General features: G+C 61.4%; 21 protein-coding genes, 1 tRNA gene and 1 pseudogene. 8 read left to right on the top strand and 15 right to left on the bottom strand.

Annotation, left to right across the window (positions count from 1 at the left end; translation table 11 throughout):
* Positions 1-57: 57 nt before the first annotated feature.
* Both BT179_RS12640 and BT179_RS12635 read right to left on the bottom strand, forming a co-directional pair.
* On the bottom strand, positions 58-813 hold the full coding sequence (locus BT179_RS12640) for an ABC transporter substrate-binding protein (protein WP_072431691.1): 756 nt from the start codon (positions 811-813) through the stop codon (positions 58-60).
* A 13-nt stretch (positions 814-826) separates the two neighbouring features.
* Complete coding sequence (locus tag BT179_RS12635; RefSeq protein ID WP_072397770.1) at positions 827-1,600, bottom strand: ABC transporter ATP-binding protein; 774 nt, start codon at positions 1,598-1,600, stop codon at positions 827-829.
* Positions 1,601-2,113: 513 nt separating this feature from the next.
* On the opposite strand from BT179_RS12635, the gene BT179_RS12630 reads away from it, so the two are divergent.
* Positions 2,114-2,566 carry a hypothetical protein gene (locus tag BT179_RS12630; RefSeq protein WP_072397771.1) on the top strand — a complete coding sequence of 151 codons (453 nt, stop codon included), beginning with the start codon at positions 2,114-2,116 and terminating at the stop codon, positions 2,564-2,566.
* Between the two features lie 12 nt (positions 2,567-2,578).
* Here the strand turns inward: BT179_RS12630 and BT179_RS12625 are convergent, their stop codons facing one another.
* From BT179_RS12625 to panM, 11 genes and pseudogenes are all read right to left on the bottom strand, one after another.
* The gene (locus BT179_RS12625; protein WP_072397772.1) at positions 2,579-3,025 is read right to left on the bottom strand and encodes a hypothetical protein; all 447 of its coding nucleotides are present in this window, start codon (positions 3,023-3,025) and stop codon (positions 2,579-2,581) included.
* Between the two features lie 42 nt (positions 3,026-3,067).
* Positions 3,068-5,302, bottom strand: a complete 2,235-nt coding sequence (locus tag BT179_RS12620) for an ATP-binding protein (protein WP_072431690.1) — start codon at positions 5,300-5,302, stop codon at positions 3,068-3,070.
* Positions 5,299-5,898: a biliverdin-producing heme oxygenase gene (locus BT179_RS12615; RefSeq protein ID WP_072431689.1), complete on the bottom strand. Its 600-nt coding sequence runs from the start codon at positions 5,896-5,898 to the stop codon at positions 5,299-5,301. The genes BT179_RS12620 and BT179_RS12615 overlap by 4 nt, the downstream gene beginning before the upstream one ends.
* A gap of 192 nt (positions 5,899-6,090) precedes the next feature.
* Positions 6,091-6,735, bottom strand: a pseudogene (locus BT179_RS12610) (DUF1016 N-terminal domain-containing protein); the annotation flags it as partial.
* Positions 6,736-6,957: 222 nt separating this feature from the next.
* Positions 6,958-7,365, bottom strand: a complete 408-nt coding sequence (locus BT179_RS12605) for a hypothetical protein (RefSeq protein WP_072397775.1) — start codon at positions 7,363-7,365, stop codon at positions 6,958-6,960.
* Positions 7,366-7,432: 67 nt separating this feature from the next.
* The gene (locus BT179_RS12600; RefSeq protein ID WP_072397776.1) at positions 7,433-7,762 is read right to left on the bottom strand and encodes a DHCW motif cupin fold protein; all 330 of its coding nucleotides are present in this window, start codon (positions 7,760-7,762) and stop codon (positions 7,433-7,435) included.
* 125 nt (positions 7,763-7,887) lie between these two features.
* Positions 7,888-7,963 (bottom strand) — tRNA-Phe (locus BT179_RS12595).
* Between the two features lie 102 nt (positions 7,964-8,065).
* The gene (locus BT179_RS12590; protein ID WP_053147893.1) at positions 8,066-8,338 is read right to left on the bottom strand and encodes an oxidative damage protection protein; all 273 of its coding nucleotides are present in this window, start codon (positions 8,336-8,338) and stop codon (positions 8,066-8,068) included.
* On the bottom strand, positions 8,335-9,402 hold the full coding sequence (gene mutY, locus BT179_RS12585; RefSeq protein ID WP_072431688.1) for an A/G-specific adenine glycosylase: 1,068 nt from the start codon (positions 9,400-9,402) through the stop codon (positions 8,335-8,337). The genes BT179_RS12590 and mutY overlap by 4 nt, the downstream gene beginning before the upstream one ends.
* Positions 9,399-11,624 (bottom strand): AsmA family protein, encoded by a 2,226-nt coding sequence (locus tag BT179_RS12580; protein ID WP_072431687.1) that lies wholly within the window; start codon positions 11,622-11,624, stop codon positions 9,399-9,401. The genes mutY and BT179_RS12580 overlap by 4 nt, the downstream gene beginning before the upstream one ends.
* Positions 11,625-11,834: 210 nt before the next feature.
* Positions 11,835-12,233, bottom strand: a complete 399-nt coding sequence (gene panM / locus BT179_RS12575; RefSeq protein ID WP_072431686.1) for an aspartate 1-decarboxylase autocleavage activator PanM — start codon at positions 12,231-12,233, stop codon at positions 11,835-11,837.
* Between the two features lie 261 nt (positions 12,234-12,494).
* Here panM and BT179_RS12570 point away from each other — a divergent pair, with 261 nt between their 5' ends.
* The 7 genes from BT179_RS12570 to BT179_RS12540 all read left to right on the top strand — a co-directional run bounded on the left by BT179_RS12570 (position 12,495) and on the right by BT179_RS12540 (position 18,300).
* On the top strand, positions 12,495-14,156 hold the full coding sequence (locus tag BT179_RS12570) for an OFA family MFS transporter (RefSeq protein WP_072397913.1): 1,662 nt from the start codon (positions 12,495-12,497) through the stop codon (positions 14,154-14,156).
* A 288-nt stretch (positions 14,157-14,444) separates the two neighbouring features.
* On the top strand, positions 14,445-15,038 hold the full coding sequence (gene hisB, locus BT179_RS12565) for an imidazoleglycerol-phosphate dehydratase HisB (RefSeq protein WP_003186751.1): 594 nt from the start codon (positions 14,445-14,447) through the stop codon (positions 15,036-15,038).
* On the top strand, positions 15,038-15,676 hold the full coding sequence (gene hisH / locus BT179_RS12560; protein WP_072397914.1) for an imidazole glycerol phosphate synthase subunit HisH: 639 nt from the start codon (positions 15,038-15,040) through the stop codon (positions 15,674-15,676). The genes hisB and hisH overlap by 1 nt, the downstream gene beginning before the upstream one ends.
* Complete coding sequence (locus tag BT179_RS12555; protein WP_072431685.1) at positions 15,676-15,930, top strand: DUF2164 domain-containing protein; 255 nt, start codon at positions 15,676-15,678, stop codon at positions 15,928-15,930. Before hisH ends, BT179_RS12555 begins: the two co-directional genes overlap by 1 nt.
* A gap of 42 nt (positions 15,931-15,972) precedes the next feature.
* Positions 15,973-16,710 (top strand): 1-(5-phosphoribosyl)-5-[(5-phosphoribosylamino)methylideneamino]imidazole-4-carboxamide isomerase, encoded by a 738-nt coding sequence (hisA, locus tag BT179_RS12550; RefSeq protein WP_072397916.1) that lies wholly within the window; start codon positions 15,973-15,975, stop codon positions 16,708-16,710.
* 9 nt (positions 16,711-16,719) lie between these two features.
* A complete protein-coding gene (gene hisF / locus BT179_RS12545; protein ID WP_014336099.1) occupies positions 16,720-17,490 on the top strand; it encodes an imidazole glycerol phosphate synthase subunit HisF in 771 nt (256 codons plus the stop codon).
* 63 nt (positions 17,491-17,553) lie between these two features.
* On the top strand, positions 17,554-18,300 hold the full coding sequence (locus BT179_RS12540; RefSeq protein WP_072431684.1) for a substrate-binding periplasmic protein: 747 nt from the start codon (positions 17,554-17,556) through the stop codon (positions 18,298-18,300).
* 72 nt (positions 18,301-18,372) lie between these two features.
* On the opposite strand, the gene BT179_RS12535 is transcribed toward BT179_RS12540, so the two are convergent.
* On the bottom strand, positions 18,373-19,155 hold the full coding sequence (locus BT179_RS12535; RefSeq protein ID WP_072431683.1) for a divergent polysaccharide deacetylase family protein: 783 nt from the start codon (positions 19,153-19,155) through the stop codon (positions 18,373-18,375).
* A gap of 1 nt (position 19,156) precedes the next feature.
* A complete protein-coding gene (locus BT179_RS12530) occupies positions 19,157-20,473 on the bottom strand; it encodes a S41 family peptidase (RefSeq protein WP_072397919.1) in 1,317 nt (438 codons plus the stop codon).
* Positions 20,474-20,475: the final 2 nt, after the last annotated feature.

Below are 20,475 nucleotides of genomic sequence, written 5' to 3'. Positions count from 1 at the left end.
GCAGGCTTTGCTAAGGGCCGGGGCCGCGGGGAGCGGCACCGGCCAGGCACGTCAGGATCAATAGATGCTGAACGGGAAGTACTTGTCGTTGATTTTCTTGTAGGTGCCGTCGGCAACGATTTCCTTCAGGGCGGCGTTGAGCCGGTTGCGCAGGTCATTGTCACCCTTGCGCACGGCAATGCCGATCTTGTCGCTTTCCACCACCGGATCGCCCTTGAATTCGTAGGCGCGGCCGGCATCGGTCTTCAGCCAGTCGTAGTTGACGTACTTGTCCGCCAGGATCGCGTCGACACGACCGGAAGTCAGGTCCAGATAGGCGTTTTCCTGGGTGTCGTAGAGTTTGATGGTGATGTCGTCGTCGCCCAGGTCTTCGAGCCAGGTACCGGCCAGGGTGGCGCGTTGAGCGCCGATGATCTTGCCTTTGAGAGTGGCAGGGTCGGTCTTGAATTCAACGTTCTTGGGCGCAATGAATTGCAGTTTGTTGGAGTAGTACGGGTCGGTGAAATCCACCGCTTGCTTGCGTTCTTCGGTGATCGACAGGGAAGAGATCAGGAAGTCGAATTTCTTGGCGTTCAGGGCCGGGATGATGCCGTCCCAGTCGGAGGTGACCACGCCGCACTCGACTTTCATCTTGGCGCACAGGGCATCGCCGATGTCTTTGTCGAAGCCTACGACCTGACCGCTGGCGTCCTTGTTGTTGAAGGGGGGGTAGGCTGCTTCGATGCCCATCTGCAGCTTTTCAGCCGCCATGGCGTTGGCAGAGAACACCAGGCCGGCGGCAGCGGCCAGGAAAAACTTCTTGTAGATCTGCATATGTACTGCTCCGTTAGCGGTTGCTGGACATGAATTGTTTGCAGCGCGCCGAAAGCGGGTTTTCGAAGACCTGCTGTGGCGATCCTTGCTCCTCGACCAGGCCCTGATGAAGGAACACCACTTCGCTGGAAACCTGACGGGCGAAGCCCATTTCGTGGGTCACCAGCAGCATGGTGCGACCTTCTTCGGCCAGGGCGCGGATCACACTAAGTACTTCCTGGACCATTTCCGGGTCAAGGGCGGAGGTGGGCTCGTCGAACAGAATCACCTTGGGCTGCATGGCCAGGGTACGTGCGATGGCCGCGCGCTGCTGCTGGCCGCCGGACAGCTCGGCGGGGTAGGCGTGACGCTTGTCGGCGATGCCGACCTTGGCCAGCAGGGCCTCGGCCACTTCGATGGCTTCGGCCTTGCTCTGGCCAAGGACGCGGCGCGGGGCTTCGATGATGTTGTCGAGCACGCTCATGTGCGGCCAGAGGTTAAAGTTTTGAAATACAAAACCGATCTCGCTGCGCATGCGATTGATCTGCCTGCCGTCGGCGGCCACCAGCTCACCGTTTTTCGCGGCCTTGAGCTTGAGCTCTTCGCCGGCCACCAGGATCTGGCCCTGGTTGGGGTTTTCCAGCAGGTTGATGCAGCGCAGGAACGTGGACTTGCCGGACCCGGACGAACCCAGGATCGAGATCACGTCGCCGTCGCGGGCGGTCAGCGAGACGCCCTTGAGCACCTCCAGCTGTCCGTAGCGTTTGTGCAGGTTGCGGATTTCAAGCGCGGGCGTGGCCTGGGCCATGTGCGGTCCTCATGGTATGTGCTCCCTTGCTGTTGGTGGCCTTCCTGGCGAGGCGGCCAAGCTAGCATGCGTCCGAATGACAGCCAACAGCGCTGCGGGTGGTAAACCGGTGATGTGTGGCAGGTTGTCGCATAGGCACAGCAGACTGTCGCGCCATCAACAACCGAACGGCCGTTTGAACCCTGTTTACCGATGAAGAGCCCGGGGAGTTGCGTAAAAAAAGGCGCGATGGTGCCAGCTTTGGGCGGGGGTTGGAAGGGTTAACGGATAAGCGTTGCCGTTGCGCTTGGATACCGGCCGCATCAGGGCAGAACGGCCGGGCAGGAGCGAGGAATTTCTGGCGTGCGCTTTTGTTCTGCAGCGCTGAATCTCATTGCTGTGTCGAGTACCAAGAACGGTCCACGAGAGCGGTACGTTCTACGGCCTACTTCCAATCGGTCTAAACCACGTCGGGCGTTACGGATCAAAGGTGTGTTCGTGTGAAGTTGTTTTCCAGATCCTGGAGTCTTCGCCATGAAACTGACCCGGTGCGTTCTGTTGTCTTCCCTTGCGGCTGTGGCGCTGCTGTTTCCTATCCTGGCGCTCAACGCCACCAACCTCGCCCCCATCGACAGCTCCGGTGTGCAGGTCCAGCCGTTGCAGCAGAACGGCATCACTTATCTGTCCGGTGGGATCGGTGAGGATGAAGCCCGCGCCATCAGCCAGGCCCAGGGGTATAACCTGCACGTGACCTTCGCGATCGGGCCGGAAAACAGGTATGTCGCGGATGTGGACATCGCTATTGGCAATGCGTCCGGGCAAACGCTGCTGACGCTGGATCAGGCCGGACCTCTGGTTTTCGTGCAACTGCCACCGGGCAAATACACGGTGGTGGCGACACGTAACGATGAGGAGCGGCGCGACACCGCCAACATCGGCAGTGGCGCTCCACGCAAGCTGGTGTTCCATTGGAACAGTGACGAATAGCCGACGACAGGTTTATTCGCCGGCCGGTTCTTCCATGGACTGGCGATAGCGGTCCAGCGCTTCGCTGAAATCCTTGATGAACTCCGGCGTGCTGAGCCAGCGCTGTGCCGTTTCGCGGTCCATGTCATCGGTCCACATGCGGTAGTCCACCAGCATGTCGGCAGCCAGGTTGGTGGCCGCCATGCTTTCGTTCTCGGCGTTTTTCAGGTCCAGCAGGCCTGGTCGCTCAGCGATCATCACACTCAGGGAGGACAGCAGCGTGTCGAGCAGTTCGCCGCGACCGATGGCCTCGGCTTCGCGCAGCTTGGCGAACAGTTCCAGTACATAGACCGGTGGCTGGGCGGTGGCGTAGGCAGGATCGCCGTACATGGGCGAGGCCTTGCGGCCGCTCATGCGAATCTGCTTGGCTTTTTCCTTTGCGCGTTTGGCGCGTTTCTGCTGCTTGTTCAATGAGGCCATTGGGCTTCGGGTTCCAGTTTGTCAGGAGGGGCGTTGCCCGGTTCAGTCGATTTTCGGGACAGTGAAGCGGAACTCACTGCCTTGGCCAGGCTGGCTTTCGGCGTGCAGTTTACCGCCATGGGCCTGGACAATCCCCTTGGAAATATACAATCCAAGACCGGTGCCGCTGGGGTTGCCTTCCTTGATTGTCCAATAGCGATCAAAGATGTGGGGTAACTGCTCCGGCGCGATGCCTTGGCCGGAATCGCGAACGCTGAACACGATCTCGTTGCCCACCGACATCGCGCTGATGCCAATGACGCCTTCGTGCGGCGTGAACTTGATGGCGTTTCCAATCAGGTTGGACAGCACCTGGAACAACCGTTCGGGGTCGGCCTTGATCTTCAGGTCGGGTTCGGCATGGAACGAGATATTGATGGCCTTGGCGCTGGCCAGCGGCGTCAACAGCGAACAGGCGTCGTCGAATATCTGGCTGACTTCCATTGGCTTGGGATTGATGGTGTAGCGTCCGGCGTCGATTCGCGAGGTGTCGAGCAAGTCTTCCAGCAGCGTGTTCATGCGGCTGGTGGCCTGTTGCATGGTGTCGATGGCCGAGGCGATTCGCTTCGAACTGTGGGAACCGTCGGAACTGAAGGACTTCTGCATCATGCCGCAGAGCATGGAAATGACCGTCATCGGGCTGCGCAGGTCGTGGGAAACCACTGCCACCAGCTCGTCGCGAGCGTGCACGGCCTGGCGCTCCTTGAGCACTTGCCGGGCCAGGTCGTTTTCCAGGGCCGAGCGCCGCAGGTCGTTGGCGGCGAACAGTTCGCCATGGCTCCATCTGTTGCTGATGCCGGCCATTTCGACTTTCCAGATCTCGAAGGATGTCCGGGGGCGCAGGCGCAGGCCGTTCTCGCTGTTTTCCAGGTCCAGGGGTTTCTGTGGGTCACCGCTCCAATGGATGGTTTCCTTCACTTCGGGCCGGAACCACAGCACGCCGTTTTCCACAGGCTTGGGCAGGTGAATCGCCAGCACGCCGCTCGCCACGTCCTGGTAACCGCGGGCCGGGGCGTAGACGCTGCCCAGTTGATGGTGCGAAAACACCGGTTGCCCGCTTTCGAGGATCCACTGGTGCAGCGCCCGGATCTGCTCCGGTTCAGGGCACTGGCCGTGGCGATGCAGCTTGTTGTCCTCGATAATCGCGACGCCGCTGGCACCGGTCAGGTCCATCAAGCGTTGTGGCTCATGGGACAAGCCGTCGAAGACGTTATCGCTGGACTCGGCCATGGCCTTGGCAAGTATGCCGAGGTCCTCGAGCTTGGCGTCTCGTTGACGGCTCAGCTCCAGTGCTTCCATGGCGCTGATCTGCAGTGACAGGACCTGACCGATGGTCTGGCAGGCCTTGCGCATCTCATGGGGGACGAGCAAGGGCTTACGGTTGCCGCAACTGATCAGGCCCCACAGGCGTTCACCGTCCATCAGCGAGATGCTCATGGACGACAGCACCCCCATGTTCTTCATGTATTGCCGGTGGATCGGCGAGACACTGCGCAGGGTCGCGAAGCTCAGGTCCAGGGGCGCCCGGGTGTCGGGGCGCAGATTCGGAACCAGCGGTACCGGCGTGTAATCGGCGTTGGGGATGATCCGCAACCAGTTGGTGCGATACAGCTCCCGGGCCTGTTCGGGGATATCCGAGGCCGGGAAGAACAGGCCCTTGTAAAGCTCCATCGATGGCGCGCTGGCCTCGGCGATCACCTGGCCGTGGCCCTCTTCCTCGAAACGATAGATCAGCACGCGGTCATAGCCGGTCATGGCCTGGATTTCCCGAACGCTGATTTCGTAGAGGGCCTGAAGGCTTTTCGCGCTGTGCAGACGCTGGAGCATGCGCCCCATATCGGCTTCGCCGCTGACGCCTTCCGGACGATAGTCGCTCAGGTGCTGCTCGAGTTCGACGATCAGTACGCCCTGGTGACGATGGACCAGCGCGTCGAAGCGGTGCCGGTTCACGAGAATATCCAGCGGTGCGTTGTCGTGGCCTGCTTCGATGCGCCGGGCGTCAAGGATGGCTGCTGCCTGCTCCGGCCCCAGCAGCACGTCCAGCGTCTGCCCCAACAGCGCCTCGGGATCATGTCCCATCAGCTGCGATACGTTGGCACTGACCTGGCGGATCACGAAGTCGGGTTCGGACAGCATCACCAGCACGCCGTGAGGCTGGATGGCGCCGGGGAACCGAATCGGTTCGTCTGCGCAGTTGGCCAGCAGCTCTTCGAAGGCCTCTTGGTTTTCAGGGTTCATAACAGGACCTCCTGGCTGTCCAGCCAGCGTTCAAAGCAGATAAATGTCGTTTTGGCAGCATGTGTGACTTCGAGCGTTTGGCCATCGCCAAGGTTCCTGTCGCCCAGGTACTCCAGGAAGTCCTTCCAGCGCCGCCCCGTCAGCTCGCCGTATACGTTGAGAAATGCTGCCCCGCTGCTGGCGTCGAGGCCAAGCTGCTCGGCCACCCTGCGCCGCAGGATCTGGCCGCCCAGGGTTGCGCCTTCCAGGACATAGGAAACCCCAAGCGCGGCGGCACGAGAGTCGATAGCGGGCAACTCGCTGCAAAGGGGCAGCGCCTCGATAGCCGCTTCGTCCAGGCCCAGTGCCGTGAGATCCGCCCTCAGCACTGGGAGCTTGACTCGCAGGGGCTGGTCCAGCCCGGCCAGCGCCAGGGCATGGAGTCGTTGTTCCAATGGCTGATAAAAGCCGTAGTAGGCCACCATCAGGCGCCGATACAGATCGAGATCCAGCTGTTGGGAGAAAAACGGCAGGCGTTTTTCCAGGGCGACGTGCAGTTCAGCGGTTTCGGTCCGCAACGCCTGGATCAGAGTGGGGTAGGGTGCGGCCGGTGACATGCAGGATAGAGCTCTTGAAGATGTAGGTATTTCCGAAGCGCATCAAGCTTACATCGGTTTTTACAATAAACGGTCACGCAATGCCGGCTTTCGTGGCTTCAAGTGATCGTGTGTCGTCGCTGTTCTTCGAGCCGCCTCCGTTCGCGATCCAGCTCATTGCGCAGTTCTTCTTCGGTGGGCAGGAGCAGTTTGTAGAAAATCCTGTAGCTGGTCGATCAAGGCCTGCTCCAGATCGGTCTCCAGCAAGGTGCCCGCGTTGGGCAACCCGAGAAATTCCAGCACCACCGGGTCCCTGACGATATCCCTGGGCCCGGGGTCCAGTGACTCGATATGGGCGCTGGCCTCCTGCTCTACCGCCGGCCTGTCCCGACTTGCCAGCAGGCGTTCGTAATAGAAGGTGCCGATCTGGCGTTCCAGGGCGCGCGTTGACCAGTTCTGCACTGCGGCTTCGTTCATGTACCAGTGGCGCGCATGATCATCTTCTATACGAAGCAACAAGCGGTAATGAGTCCAGCTCAATTCGTGACGCAGTGCGTCACATATTGGAAACGCCTGGTAGAAGAGGCGCATGTAACGAAGGTTCGATGCATCAAATCCTTTCCCGAACTTCACCGTCAGCGCCTTCGCCAGTGTCGGCAACAGTCGCGCCCCGTAAGTCGCCCGATCGGCGCCCTCCTGTTCGAATTCGATGATATGCCGGCCGATCTGCCAGCAGGTCTGTACCTGCAGGGTGTCAACGGCGCGCATGACCTTCTGGCGTGCCTGGCGGATCAATTCGGCGAGTTCGCCGATCAGTGGTGCCAATTGCGGATCGTCTTGTGGGGAGATCGAAGTCATCAAGATGTTCAGCCGTGGAGTGGGACGGACTGAATGATGCGTCAGGCTTCATATTGATGATGCCGGACGGAGCTGATTGCCGTGGAGGAAAAACAACCGCTTCATGCAAGACGGTTTTGACGCCGGCTCATATTGATGGAGCTTGGCTTGTAGGAACTGTCGCTGAAGGATGTCATCCCCCCAGCAAGCGCCCTCATCGCAAGAGCGCCGGGCGGGCGAGGCTCAGGCCTGGGGTTGCACCAGTTCCCTGGAGGCCGCGAGATAATCAGCCTGGAATTGCTCGCTCTCGACCCAGTCAAGCGCAGTCTGTTCATCGACGCCGGTGGTGGCGCGACGGTATTCGATCAGGGCGGTGATAATGAAATCCATGGCTTCTTCTTCGCCTTCCTGTTCCAGCACAAGCGCCAGCAGTGGGTGCCCCAGGAAGGCGATGCACATGGCTTGCTGGCTGATCTTTTCAGCGTCGCGCATGAGCTGGAACAGCTCGGACAGGTCCACGGTCTCCAGGTCGATGCGCTCATCGTTCGGGTCCAGGAAGTCGTTCGGCGCAGCGGCACGCTGTACCCGGTTCTTCTTGGCTTTCGCCTTGGCGCGCTGGTTTCGCTTCTGCTGTTTGTTTGCCGACGGCATGGCCAAGGCTCCTGATATGAAAAATGAGGCGGTTGATTCTACAGCTCCAGGACGAGTGCTTCGAAACTCAATCCACCACGAACAAGGTGGCGCCCACCGAGGTTGAAGAGCGATGGGGCTCGGCCTGGTCCGCTACCTGGTAGCTCATGCCCGGCTTGAGCACGAACTGTCGCCCATCTTCCAGCTCCGTATGCAGCTCGCCCTTCAGGCAAAACAGGATGTGCCCCTTGGTGCACCAGTGATCGGCCAGGTAACCCGCCGTGTACTCGACCATCCGGACGCGGATATTCCCGAACTGCCGGGTTCGCCAGTAGGCGGTTCCGGTGACGCCTTTGTGTTCGCTGGGTTCGATTGTCGACCAGTCGGTGGTGCCGAAGGGGATGCCAGTGATGTCCATAAGGTTCTCTGCGGGAGGGCGGCGAGGGTCGAATGTAGCTGAGTCCCTGGGGGAGCGGAACACGTCAATGAAATCAGCGGGCAATAAAAAACCCCGATCAATTTCTTGATCGGGGTTTTGGTATTTGGTGCCCAGAGACGGAATCGAACCGCCGACACGGGGATTTTCAATCCCCTGCTCTACCGACTGAGCTATCTGGGCAACGGGGCGCATTAAACGGGTTTTTCAGGAGGGCGTCAAGCACGTTATCAAAAAATATTTAATTATTACCGTCGCTTACGATTCGCCCCCGGGGTAAGCAGCTTATTCGGAAGGCGGTACGTAGCCCTCGGCCTTGGCGTATTCTTCGCCGGAAAAGAACTTGTCCATTTCGCCCTGGATATATTTGCGATCCTCGGCGTTCATCATGTTCAGGCGTTTTTCGTTGATCAGCAGGGTCTGGTGTTTCTGCCAGTCTGCCCAGGCCTTGGCCGAGACGTTGTCGTAGATGTCCTGGCCCTTGGCGCCAGGGAACGGAGCGCGCTCCAGGGCGGGCAGCTCTTCTTTGTATTTGCGGCACATGATGGTGCGGGTCATGACGACTCTCCTGCATTCAAGACGACGGCCGCGCGTTCGAGCAAGGTTTTGACCGGGGCGGCAAGGCCCAGGCGCGGCGGGGTGGCGAGGTTATACCAGAGCCAGTCGGCCTCGGCCACGTGATGGCCGGTTTCCTGTACCCGGACCAGCCAGGGTTCGATTGCCAACTGGAAATGGCTGAAGGTGTGCACCAGGCCGGGCATTTCCTGTTGCCTGCCCAGTTCCAGCGAGTGTTGCAGGGCCAGATGCTGCAGGTCGTCGAGGTCATCGAGTTCCGGCAGGCTCCACAGGCCGCCCCACAGGCCGGTGGAGGGACGACGATAAAGCAGGATCGCGCCCTCACGGTTGGCCAGCATCGGCATCAAGGTACGTTTCCTGGGTACTTCCTTGCGTGGCTTGGGGATCGGATAGCGGGTCTCCAGGCCCAGCATATGGGCTTGGCAACCGGTCTTCAGCGGGCAGAGCAGGCAACTGGGCTTGCTGCGGGTGCAGAGCGTGGCGCCCAGGTCCATCATTGCCTGGGTATAGGCATTGACCCGATCCTGGGGGGTGAAGCGCTCCGCGGTGGCCCACAGTTGCTTTGCGACCTTGGGTTCGCCCGGATAGCCTTCCTGGGCGGTAAAGCGTGCCAGCACCCGCTTGACGTTACCGTCGAGGATCGGTGCCCGCAGGCCCATGCTGATGCTGGCGATGGCACCGGCGGTAGACAGGCCGATCCCCGGCAGCTCGGTGAGTTTCTCCACGTCCCGGGGGAATTCGCCGCCGTATTGTTCGACCACGATCTTTGCGGTTTTCTGCAGGTTGCGAGCACGGGTGTAGTAGCCCAACCCGGTCCACAGGTGCAGCACTTCATCCTCAGGCGCGGCGGCCAGGGCTTCGACGGTAGGCAGCGAGGCCATGAACCGGTCGAAGTAGTTGAGCACGGTGCTTACCTGGGTCTGTTGCAACATGATCTCCGAAACCCACACCCGGTACGGCGTGATGTCCTGTTGCCAAGGCAGGTCGTGACGCCCGTGGCGGTCGAACCAGTCCAGCACCGCGGTGGAAAACTGCTCGGCTCTCATCGCTTGAAGAGCCCCTTCAGCGCATCTTTCAGCTCGGGGCTGACCTTGTCGCCCAGCTTCTCGTCGATCTTGTCACCGAGGCGGTCGCCGGCCAGTTTTGCCGCGACCTTGCCCAGGCCGTCGTTATCCAGGCGGCAGGCTTTGGCGCCGAGCTCCAGGGGACCGCGGCAGCGCAGCGGCCATTCGACATCGACGTAGCGTTCGTTGACCTGGCAGGCCGGGTCGGGCATGTCGCTCTTGTCGCCTTCGACGATGACGCCGACGCGGTAATCCATGCCCAGCACCCGCAGGTCGATATCGCCATTGCCGTTTACGGTCATGCCCGGTACACGGACTTTCAGGTCGGGGTTGCTGGCCACGCCGTTGCGCAGGGTGAGATTGCCGTTGAGCTGCTGGAACGGTGTGTCCTTGCCCCGGGGTTCGCCACTGAGGTTCTTGCGGTTGAGCAGGGCGATGCCTTTACACAGCTGCTGTTCGAGGTTGGCATTGAGCAGCACGCCATCGTTGATGACGAAACCGGCGGTGCCGTTGAGGCTTTCGATCAGGGCCTTCTGGCTGTTGCCGCTGGCGGTCACGGCGCTGTTGAGCGTCACCAGCCCCTTGACTGGCGGAGTCTTGCCCTGGCTCTCGATGATTTTTTCCGCCGGCACCCGGTTGATCCGGGTTTGCAGGTTCAATTGCGGCGTGGGCTGGCGCACATCCAGGGTGCCCTTGGCTTCGAAGTTGCCGTTGTACAGGTCGCCCCGCAGGTTCTCCAGGGTCAGCAGGCCGTTCTGACCGGTGGCCTTGAGGGCAGCATTTTCGATCGGCAGTCTGTCGAGGATCAGTTGGCCGAAGGTCAGGTCGGCATCGATGTCCAGTTTGCTCAGGCGTTCCACCGGGAACAGTCGCTCGTTACTCCAGGCTCCCTGGGTTGGCGAGCTTGGCAGTGGCGTGCTGCCGGCGCCTGCCATGGCGCTGGTCTCGGTGTCGCTGACTTCGGCTTCGCGGGCGGCCTTGGCGCTGTTGCTCTCGGCGGATTTCGGGGGTAGGTAGCGGTCGACGTTGAATTTGTCGGCCTTGAGCTGCGCACGGAGGGATTGCTTTGCGAAATCTTCCACGGCGATACGGCCACTGAAGCTGCTGTCGTCGACTTTCAGATTGATGTCGTTGAATTCGACGCTGGTCGGCGTGCCGGCGATGCGGCTGGCCAGCTCGACCTTGGTCAGGCTGCCCTCGGCCATGGTCGGTAGTTTCTGGCCGATGCTGTCGACAAAGTTCGCCAGGTCGAACTGGGCAATCGAAATTCCGCCGTTCAGTTGCGGGGTCTTGTCGAGGTCGTTGACCTTCAGTTCGCCCAAGGCGCGCAGCTGGTTCAGGGAGAGCTTGATGCCGGTCCATTCGGCCACGTTGGCGGCCCTGTCCAGGAACAACTGTCCCTGTGCGTTGAAGTTAAGGGTCTTGCCCTGCAACGGATCCCCCGTGACTTCGCCGGACAACTTCAGGTCTTCGAACTTGTAGCGCTGCAAGGCGCGCTCGAAGCGCAGTTCGCCGGTGACTTCGGTGCGCACGCGCACGGCCGGCTGGTTGCTGGACAGGAACGCGGTCAGCGTGACCGGGATATTGGTGGAGTCGTGGACCGGGCCGGTGCTCAACTGGATGCTCTCGGCACTGAATTGCTTGCCGGTCTGCTCGTCGGTGTATTGAACCCTGGCGTTGTTCACCGTCAGGCTGTCGATGTCCAGCCGGGTCGGCTGCGCCGGTTTTTCCGGCGGGGCGCTGGTGGACGGAGCGGGTGGCTCGGCTGGCGCCGGAGTTCCGGCCGTTGTCGTCGAGGCGGGCGCCTTGCCGATGTCTTCCCAGTTGCCGTGGCCGTTCTTGTCACGGTTGAGTCGCAGGTTCAGGCCTTCGACCCGCACGTCGCTCATCTGCACCTCCTTGCGCAGCAGCGGGATCACGCGTACCGAAAGGCCGAGCATCTGCAGGTCGGCGAAAGGTTGTGTCGGGTTGGCCAGCGTGGCGACACTGGCATCGTGCAATTCCAGACCCAGCCATGGAAACAGGCTCCAGCCGATGTCGCCATTGAGCGTGAGCTCAATGTGGGCTTTGTCGCGGGCAATCTGGCGGATCTCTTCCTTGTAGTCGTTGGGATCGAAGAGGTGGGTCAGGGCAAAGCCCAAGGCCACAATGATCAGCAACAGCCCGAGAAGTACCAGACCCAGGATTTTGCCGAACGCTTTCATGGGCGAGTCCTTGTAGGTTGAGTTCAAAATTTAGCCTGGGAGTATAACGCTGTGGGTTTGTATTGGGCTTTAGGCTCTGTACGAAAAGCCTTGATACCCGTTCATGCAGCGTTGAAAACTGCCTCGCAACGTTCGTGTGTTCCAGTGCGCTGCGCTTGCTCGGCTGTTTTCGCCTTGCCTTCGTCCCAAGGCTCTTCTTGCAGAGCCTGGTCAGTACTCATCCAGCGCCAGTTTCAATCTGGCGGCGAGGGCTTGGGCTATGGGATGCCCGCCAGGGGCCCGCAGCCGCAGCTGGGCACCGTTCTGCAGGGCCATTCTCTGCGCCTCGCTCACCAGTCGTTCCGCGACGCCACGACGTCGGGTAACGTTCCGTACGCACATCTGGGACAAGTCCCAAGCGTCCTGGTGCCGTTGCAGGCGCGCGGCCCCCAGCAGTCGATCATTGAAACGTGCCGCGATCAATGAGCCATCTTCCAGGCAATCCTCTATCAGCCGGGCGGCATCGCCGAAGGGCTCCGTCAGCCAGGCGGGGGCGTCCCGATAGATTTTTTCCAGGTCCTGCCGGTCCTGGCGGGTGGCTGCGTTCAGGTGCTCGACGACGATAGGCATGAAATTCCCTGAAAAAATAAATCATTAGCACCCTACAGAAAACCGCCGAAGGCGCGATAAGACGGATGACGTGAAAAAGGTGATATCACTTTGGTTTTTCTGTCACGAGCAAATGGTAATCTTTACCCGTTCGCCTGCCTTTCTGCGACCTGATGTCGCACCACTATGGAGCTTCACCGTAAAATACGGCCGTGCCTGCGTGCAATAAGGCCGAGGGTGAAGTGTGGCTGGCGAGCCATTCTAACAACTGGGGGATACACAATGAGCACGAGCATCACGGCGGACGGCATTGCCGACCAGCCTGCATTCCTCTCCAAGGAACGCATTATCGCCAAGCCCGGTTTCAACCGGTGGCTGGTTCCTCCGGCCGCACTGGCCATTCACCTCTGCATCGGCATGGCCTACGGCTTCTCGGTGTTCTGGTTGCCACTGTCCAAGGCCCTGGGCATCACCAAACCGGTCGCCTGCGCGCCGGACATGAGCTTCATCTCGCAAGTCTTTTCGTCCCAATGCGACTGGCCGATCTCGATGCTCGGCTGGATCTACACCCTGTTCTTCATCTTCCTGGGTTGCTCGGCAGCCATCTGGGGCGGCTGGCTGGAACATGCCGGGCCACGCAAGGCCGGTGTCGTGTCGGCATTGTGCTGGTGCGGTGGCCTGCTGATCTCCGCGCTGGGTATCTATACCCACCAGATCTGGCTGATGTGGGTCGGTTCCGGCGTGATCGGCGGTATCGGCCTTGGCCTGGGCTACATTTCCCCGGTCTCGACCCTGATCAAGTGGTTCCCGGACAAGCGTGGCATGGCGACCGGCATGGCGATCATGGGCTTCGGTGGCGGCGCGATGGTGGGTGCTCCGCTGGCCGCTGCGCTGATGAACCACTTTGCTTCGCCGACAGACGTGGGCGTATGGCAGAGCTTCCTGGTCATGGCTGCGATCTACTTCGTGTTCATGATCGGTGGTGCCTTGTCGTACCGCGTCCCGCCGACCGGCTGGAAACCTGAAGGCTGGACCCCGGCACCGAAGAAAGCCGCGAACGCGATGATCACCCATCGTCACGTTCACGTGAATGTGGCCTGGAAAACCCCGCAATTCCGTCTGGTCTGGCTGGTACTGTGCCTGAACGTATCCGCCGGTATCGGCATCCTGGGCATGGCTTCGCCACTGTTGCAGGAAGTGTTCGGCGGCAAGCTGCTCGGCAACGACCTGCCGTTCGGTCAACTGGACGCCGCGCAACTGGGCCAGATCGCGGCCATCGCCGCCGGTTTCACCGGTCTGTTGAGCCTGTTCAACATCGGCGGCCGGTTCTTCTGGGCATCCTTCTCGGATTACCTGGGTCGTAAAAACACCTATTTCGTGTTCTTCGCCCTGGGCTTTGCACTGTACGCGCTGATCCCGAACCTGGGTCACCTGGGCAGCGTCGCGCTGTTCGTTGCGGCGTTCTGCATCATCCTGTCGATGTACGGCGGCGGTTTCGCCACCGTGCCGGCCTACCTGGCGGACCTGTTCGGTACGCAAATGGTCGGCGCGATCCACGGTCGCCTGCTGACCGCCTGGGCTGCGGCGGGCGTGCTGGGTCCGGTGCTGGTGAACTACCTGCGTGAATATCAACTGAGCATCGGCGTTGAACGTGCCGCGGCCTATGACATCACCTTGTACATCCTCGCCGGCCTGCTGGTGCTGGGCTTCCTGTGCAACCTGATGGTCCGCCCGGTCGCCGACAAGTACTTCATGACCGACGCCGAGCTGGCCGCCGAACAGGCGCTGGGCCATGACAAAGGTGCCGACAGCACCACGTCGCTGGAATGGAAGGCCGCGCCGGGCACCAAGCCCCTGGCGATCGCCGCCTGGCTGGTGGTGGGCATTCCGTTGGCGTGGGGTGTGTGGGTGACCCTGCAGAAGACGGCGGTGCTGTTCCGCTAAGCGACAAAGCAGGTAGGCCCGAATCCATCGGAGACGGGCCTGCCCTGTGGGAGCGAGCCTGCTCGCGATGAGGGTGTGTCAGTCGATATCGGTCGGCTGACACACCGCTATCGCGAGCAAGCTCGCTCCCACAGTCGTTTTGGGTGATGGCAAAGGCTTGTATGGACATGTCTATCACCGACAGCCCGGGATTCAGCCCGTCAGCGATATCACCTCCCGTGTTTCTGTTTGCCGCTCGCGCCCCTATAATGGCTGCCTTTTTCGCCCAATGATTTTGCGGAGCTGGTGATGGCCGAACGTAAGGCGTCTGTCGAGCGCGACACTCTGGAAACCCAGATCAAAGCCTCGATCAACCTGGATGGCACCGGTAAGGCCCGGTTTGATATCGGCGTGCCGTTTCTTGAGCACATGCTGGACCAGATCGCCCGTCATGGGCTGATCGACCTGGACATCGTCAGCAAGGGCGACCTGCATATCGACGACCACCACACCGTGGAGGATGTCGGGATCACCCTGGGCCAGGCCTTTACCAAGGCCATTGGCGACAAGAAGGGTATTCGTCGCTACGGCCACGCCTACGTGCCGCTCGATGAGGCGCTGTCGCGGGTGGTCATCGATTTCTCCGGCCGCCCGGGCCTGCAGATGCACGTGCCGTACACCCGTGCCACCGTGGGTGGTTTCGACGTTGACCTGTTCCAGGAATTCTTCCAGGGCTTCGTCAATCACGCCAACGTGACCTTGCACATCGACAACCTGCGCGGGCACAACACCCACCACCAGATCGAAACCGTGTTCAAGGCTTTCGGCCGCGCCCTGCGCATGGCCGTGGAGCTCGATGACCGCATGGCCGGGCAGATGCCCTCCACCAAAGGCGTCCTGTAATGCAGACGGTCGCGGTTATCGACTACGGTATGGGCAACCTGCACTCGGTGGCCAAGGCTCTCGAGCACGTGGGGGCCGGCAAGGTGCTGATCACCAGCGATGCGGATGTGATTCGTGAAGCCGACCGGGTGGTATTCCCCGGTGTCGGTGCAATCCGCGATTGCATGGCCGAGATCCGTCGCCTGGGCTTCGACTCGCTGGTCCAGGAAGTCAGCCAGGATCGTCCGTTCCTGGGAATCTGCGTCGGCATGCAGGCCTTGCTCGAACACAGCGAAGAGAACACCGGCGTCGATTGCATCGGTATGTTCCCGGGCCAGGTGAAGTTTTTCGGCAAGGACCTGCATGAGGACGGCGAGCACCTGAAAGTCCCGCACATGGGCTGGAACGAAGTGAAGCAGACGGTGGACCACCCGCTTTGGCACAACATTCCGGACCTGGCGCGTTTCTACTTCGTGCACAGCTACTACATCGCGGCCGGCAATGCGCGGCAGGTGGTGGGCAGCGGCCATTATGGCGTCGACTTCGCCGCCGCCCTGGCCGACGGCTCGCGCTTCGCCGTGCAGTTCCACCCCGAGAAGAGCCACACCCATGGCCTGCAGTTGCTGCAGAATTTCGCGGCGTGGGACGGCCGCTGGTAATGGCGCGCAAGAAACCGCCGATCCTGACCCTCACGCCCGAGCAGGAGAGTGAGGCCAACCACAAGATCCAGCGGTTCATGGAGGATCGTTTCGAACTCGAGCTGGGTTCGTTCGAAGCGGCGGAAATTCTTGACCTGTTTACCCGCGAAATTGCTCCGCACTATTACAACAGGGCGATTTTCGATGTGCAGACGCACCTTAAAGAAAGGTTCGAAAGCATTGAAAGCGACTTGTGGGCGCTCGAGAAAAACTGATTTCCGAGCCAAGCTGAACATTCGAATCTGAAGGTTTGCCAGATGCTGATTATCCCCGCTATAGATCTCAAGGACGGCGCTTGCGTACGTCTGCGCCAGGGCCGCATGGAAGACTCCACGGTGTTCTCCGATGACCCGGTGAGCATGGCCGCCAAGTGGGTGGAAGGCGGCTGCCGTCGCCTGCATCTGGTCGACCTCAATGGCGCCTTCGAAGGGCAGCCGGTCAATGGCGAGGTGGTCACGGCCATTGCCAGGCGCTACCCGAACCTGCCGATCCAGATCGGCGGCGGCATTCGCTCGCTGGAAACCATCGAGCACTACGTCAAGGCTGGCGTGAGCTACGTGATCATCGGCACCAAGGCGGTGAAGGAGCCTGAATTCGTTGCCCAAGCCTGCCGCGCGTTCCCGGGCAAGGTCATTGTTGGCCTCGACGCCAAGGACGGTTTTGTCGCCACTGACGGCTGGGCTGAAGTCAGCACCGTGCAGGTGATCGACCTGGCCAGGCGTTTCGAAGCCGACGGCGTGTCTGCCATCGTCTACACCGACATCGCCAAGGACGGCATGATGCAGGGCTGCAATGTCCCGTTCACCGCCGCCCTGGCTGCCGCCACCACGATTCCGGTGATCGCCTCCGGTGGCATCCACAACCTGGGTGACATCAAGACACTGCTCGACGCCAAGGCGCCGGGCATCATCGGTGCGATCACCGGTCGCGCAATCTACGAAGGCACCCTGGACGTCGCCGAAGCCCAGGCTTTCTGCGATTCCTACAAAGGCTGAGGACTCACCATGGCGCTGGCCAAACGCATCATCCCTTGCCTGGACGTGGACAACGGCCGGGTGGTCAAGGGTGTGAAGTTCGAGAACATCCGTGACGCCGGCGACCCGGTGGAAATCGCCCGTCGCTACGACGAACAGGGTGCGGACGAGATCACCTTCCTCGATATCACGGCCAGCGTCGACGGCCGCGATACCACCCTGCATACCGTCGAGCGCATGGCCAGCCAGGTGTTCATCCCGCTGACCGTGGGCGGTGGTGTGCGCACCGTGCAGGACATCCGCAACCTGCTCAATGCCGGCGCGGACAAGGTGTCCATCAACACTGCGGCGGTGTTCAACCCCGAGTTCGTCGGCGAGGCGGCCCAGCACTTCGGCTCGCAATGCATTGTCGTGGCCATTGATGCCAAGAAAGTCTCCGGCCCGGGTGAAACGCCGCGTTGGGAAATCTTCACCCATGGCGGTCGCAAACCTACCGGGCTCGATGCCGTGGAGTGGGCGAAGAAAATGGAAGGCCTGGGTGCCGGCGAGATCCTGCTGACCAGCATGGACCAGGACGGCATGAAGAACGGTTTCGACCTGGGGGTCACCCGTGCCATCAGCGATGCCCTGGGCATCCCGGTCATTGCTTCCGGCGGTGTCGGCAACCTGCAGCATCTGGCCGACGGCATCCTCGAAGGTCATGCCAGCGCGGTGCTGGCGGCGAGCATTTTCCATTTTGGTGAATACACCGTGCCGGAAGCCAAGGCCTACATGGCCCATCGCGGCATCTGCGTTCGCTGACCGCTGGACACCATGGCGGGCCCGAGGCACTCTTGGGCACACCATGGATTGCGGTAGCCCGACATGTTCAAACGCTTCGTCCTTGCCTTTGCCGGTGCCACGTTGCTACTCACAGGCAGCGTCCGCGCCGCCGATTCGACGCTGGTGCTGCTGACGGAAAATTTCCCTCCGTACAACATGGCCAGGAACGGCAAGAACTTCGCACAGGACGAAAACATCCAGGGTATCGCCGTGGACATCGTTCGCGAGGTCTTCAAGCGTGCCGATATCTCCTACAGCCTGACGCTGCGTTTCCCTTGGGAGCGGATCTACAAGCTCGCCCTGGAAAAGCCAGGTTACGGTGTGTTCGTCATGGCCCGGCTACCGGAGCGCGAGAAGCTCTTCAAGTGGGTCGGCCCCATCGGTCCGGACGACTGGATCATGCTCGCCAAGGCCGATAGCCGGATCACCCTCGACTCCCTGGAGCAGGCGCGCAAATACAGAATCGGCGCCTATAAGGGCGACGCGATTGCCGAGACACTGGCCAAGCAGGGGTTGAATCCGATTGTCGTACTGCGCGATCAGGACAACGCCAGGAAACTGGTCAACGGCCAGATCGACCTGTGGGCCACTGGTGATCCGGCCGGGCGTTACCTGGCGCGCCAGGAGGGCGTGAGCGATCTCAAGACCGTGCTGCGCTTCAACAGCGCCGAGTTGTACCTGGCGTTGAACAAGGAAGTGCCCGACGATGTGGTGGCCCGGCTTCAAGCCGCCCTGGATGAGCTGCGTAAGGAGGGCGAGGTGGACGCGATCATGGCGCGGTATCTCTGACCGCTGGAGCAGGCCTGCGAGAGCGAGCTTGCTCGCGATGAAGGCGATGCGGTTGGGGATAGAGCCCAGCCGCTACCGATAAACCCCATCCTTCCCATGCCCGGCCATCGCCCGATTGCTGCGCAGGCTGATCATCGACTTGATGTCGATCCATTCGATGCCCTGGGCCTTGAGCTTGGGTAGCTCGCGTTCGAGTACCGCCAGGGTCTGCGGATAGGGGTGGCCGATCATCACGGCCGAACCCTGTCGGCGGGCCAGGTCGATGGCGATCTGGAGCTGATGGGCGATGGCCGCTTCGGTGCGTTCGTCATCCAGGAATACATCCCGTGACACACTGGCGAGCCCGATCTTCTGCGCCTCGGCGGCGGCGACCGTGCGGGCGCTGGTGCGGCTGTCGACGAAGAACTTGTTACGTTGCTGCAGGTTCGCCATCAGCCAGGCCATGGCCTGGGGTTGAGCCGTCATGCGGCTGCCCATGTGGTTGTTGATTCCGCTGGTGTAGGGCACGGCGGCGAACGCCGCATCGAGGCGCTTGCCCAGCTCTTCGGTGGGTAGCTCGGGATGCCAGGCGAACGGGCCGGTGGCCGGGTCCATGGGCATGTGCAGCATGACGATCTTGCCGGCGCGATGGGCTTCGCGCGCAAATTCGGCGGCATGGGGTGTATCGGGCATGACTGCGGCGGTGACCGGGCCGGGCAGGGTGAGCACGCGACGATCCCGGGGCAGGTTCTGTCCCAGGTCGTCGATGATCAGGCTCAGGTACGCCTTGTGCGGGACGGCGGGTGGCGTGGCGGGCGCCCCATGGGCGGTCCCCGCCAACAGGCACAACAGGGCGAGGACGAAGCGCAGGCTCATCTCAACGGCCGGAAGTGATGTTCAACCCCTTGAGCAGGCTCAGGGCCTGGGCCAGCTGATAGTCGTCATCCTGCGGCATCGGCTTGGCCTTGGCACCGGAGCCGGTCGGCTTGTCGGCACCGCCGTTGCCATTGCCCAGGTGACCTTGCAGGTCGGCTTCCTTGAAGTACTCGCTGTCCTGCTCGCTGGTGATCTTGGCCTTGCGCACCTCGATATCCGGGACGATGCCCTGGGCCTGGATCGAGCGCCCATTGGGCGTGAAGTACAATGCGGTGGTGATCTTCAGGGCGCGGTCATTGTTCAGTGGCAATACGGTCTGCACCGAGCCCTTGCCGAAGCTGGTGGTGCCCATGACGACGCCGCGCTTCTGGTCCTGCAGGGCGCCGGCGACGATTTCCGAAGCCGAAGCGCTGCCGCCATTGATCAGCACCACCAGCGGCACGGCTTCGCTCAGGTCGTTGCCAGTGGCCGAGAAGCGCAGCTCGGAGTTGGCGATACGGCCCTTGGTGTAGACGATCAGGCCCTTGGTGATGAAGTGGTCGACCACTTCCACCGCCGACTGCAGCACGCCGCCAGGGTTGTTGCGCAGGTCCAGGACCATGCCGTTGAGTTTCTTGCCGTTGTCCTTGCGCAACTTGGCCAGGGCCTTGGCGACTTCTTCACCGGTCTTGACCTGGAACTGGGTAATGCGGATGTAGCCATAACCCGATTCCAGCAGTTGGCTCTTCACGCTTTTGACCTGGATGACTGCCCGGGTCAGGGTGACATCGAATGGCGTACCACCGTCGCGAACCAGGGTCAGGGTGATCTTCTGGCCGATCTTGCCGCGCATCTTGTCCACGGCTTCGGTCATGCTCTGGCCGCGCGTCGGCTGGCCGTTGATCTTGACGATGAAGTCACCGGCCTGGATGCCGGCCTTGGAAGCCGGGGTATCGTCGATGGGCGAAACCACCTTGATGAAACCGTCTTCGCTGCCGACCTCGATGCCCAAACCGCCGAACTCGCCGCTGGTGCTTTCCTGCAGCTCGGCAAAGTCCTCCGGCCCCAGGTAGGCGGAATGTGGATCGAGGTTGCTGAGCATGCCCTTGATGGCATTCTCCAGCAGCATCTTGTCATCCACCGGCTCGACATAGGCGGCCTTGATCCGGTCCATGACTTCGGCAAAGGTGCGCAGTTCATCCAGCGGCAACGGGGCCTTGGTGGTGGCGGCCGTGGCGGCGGTGGACGACGGGGCCGGTTCGGCGGCGAACGCCAGGGGCGCACCGATCACGAGGGCGATCGTCAGGGCCAGCGAGGTAAGGCGGGACAAGTGCAGCATGT

It is taken from the genome of Pseudomonas sp. NFACC43 (genome assembly GCF_900119645.1).
GTDB lineage: Bacteria > Pseudomonadota > Gammaproteobacteria > Pseudomonadales > Pseudomonadaceae > Aquipseudomonas.
The sequence above is the reverse complement of the archived record's forward strand: the minus strand, read 5'-3'. Positions and strand labels throughout refer to the sequence as shown.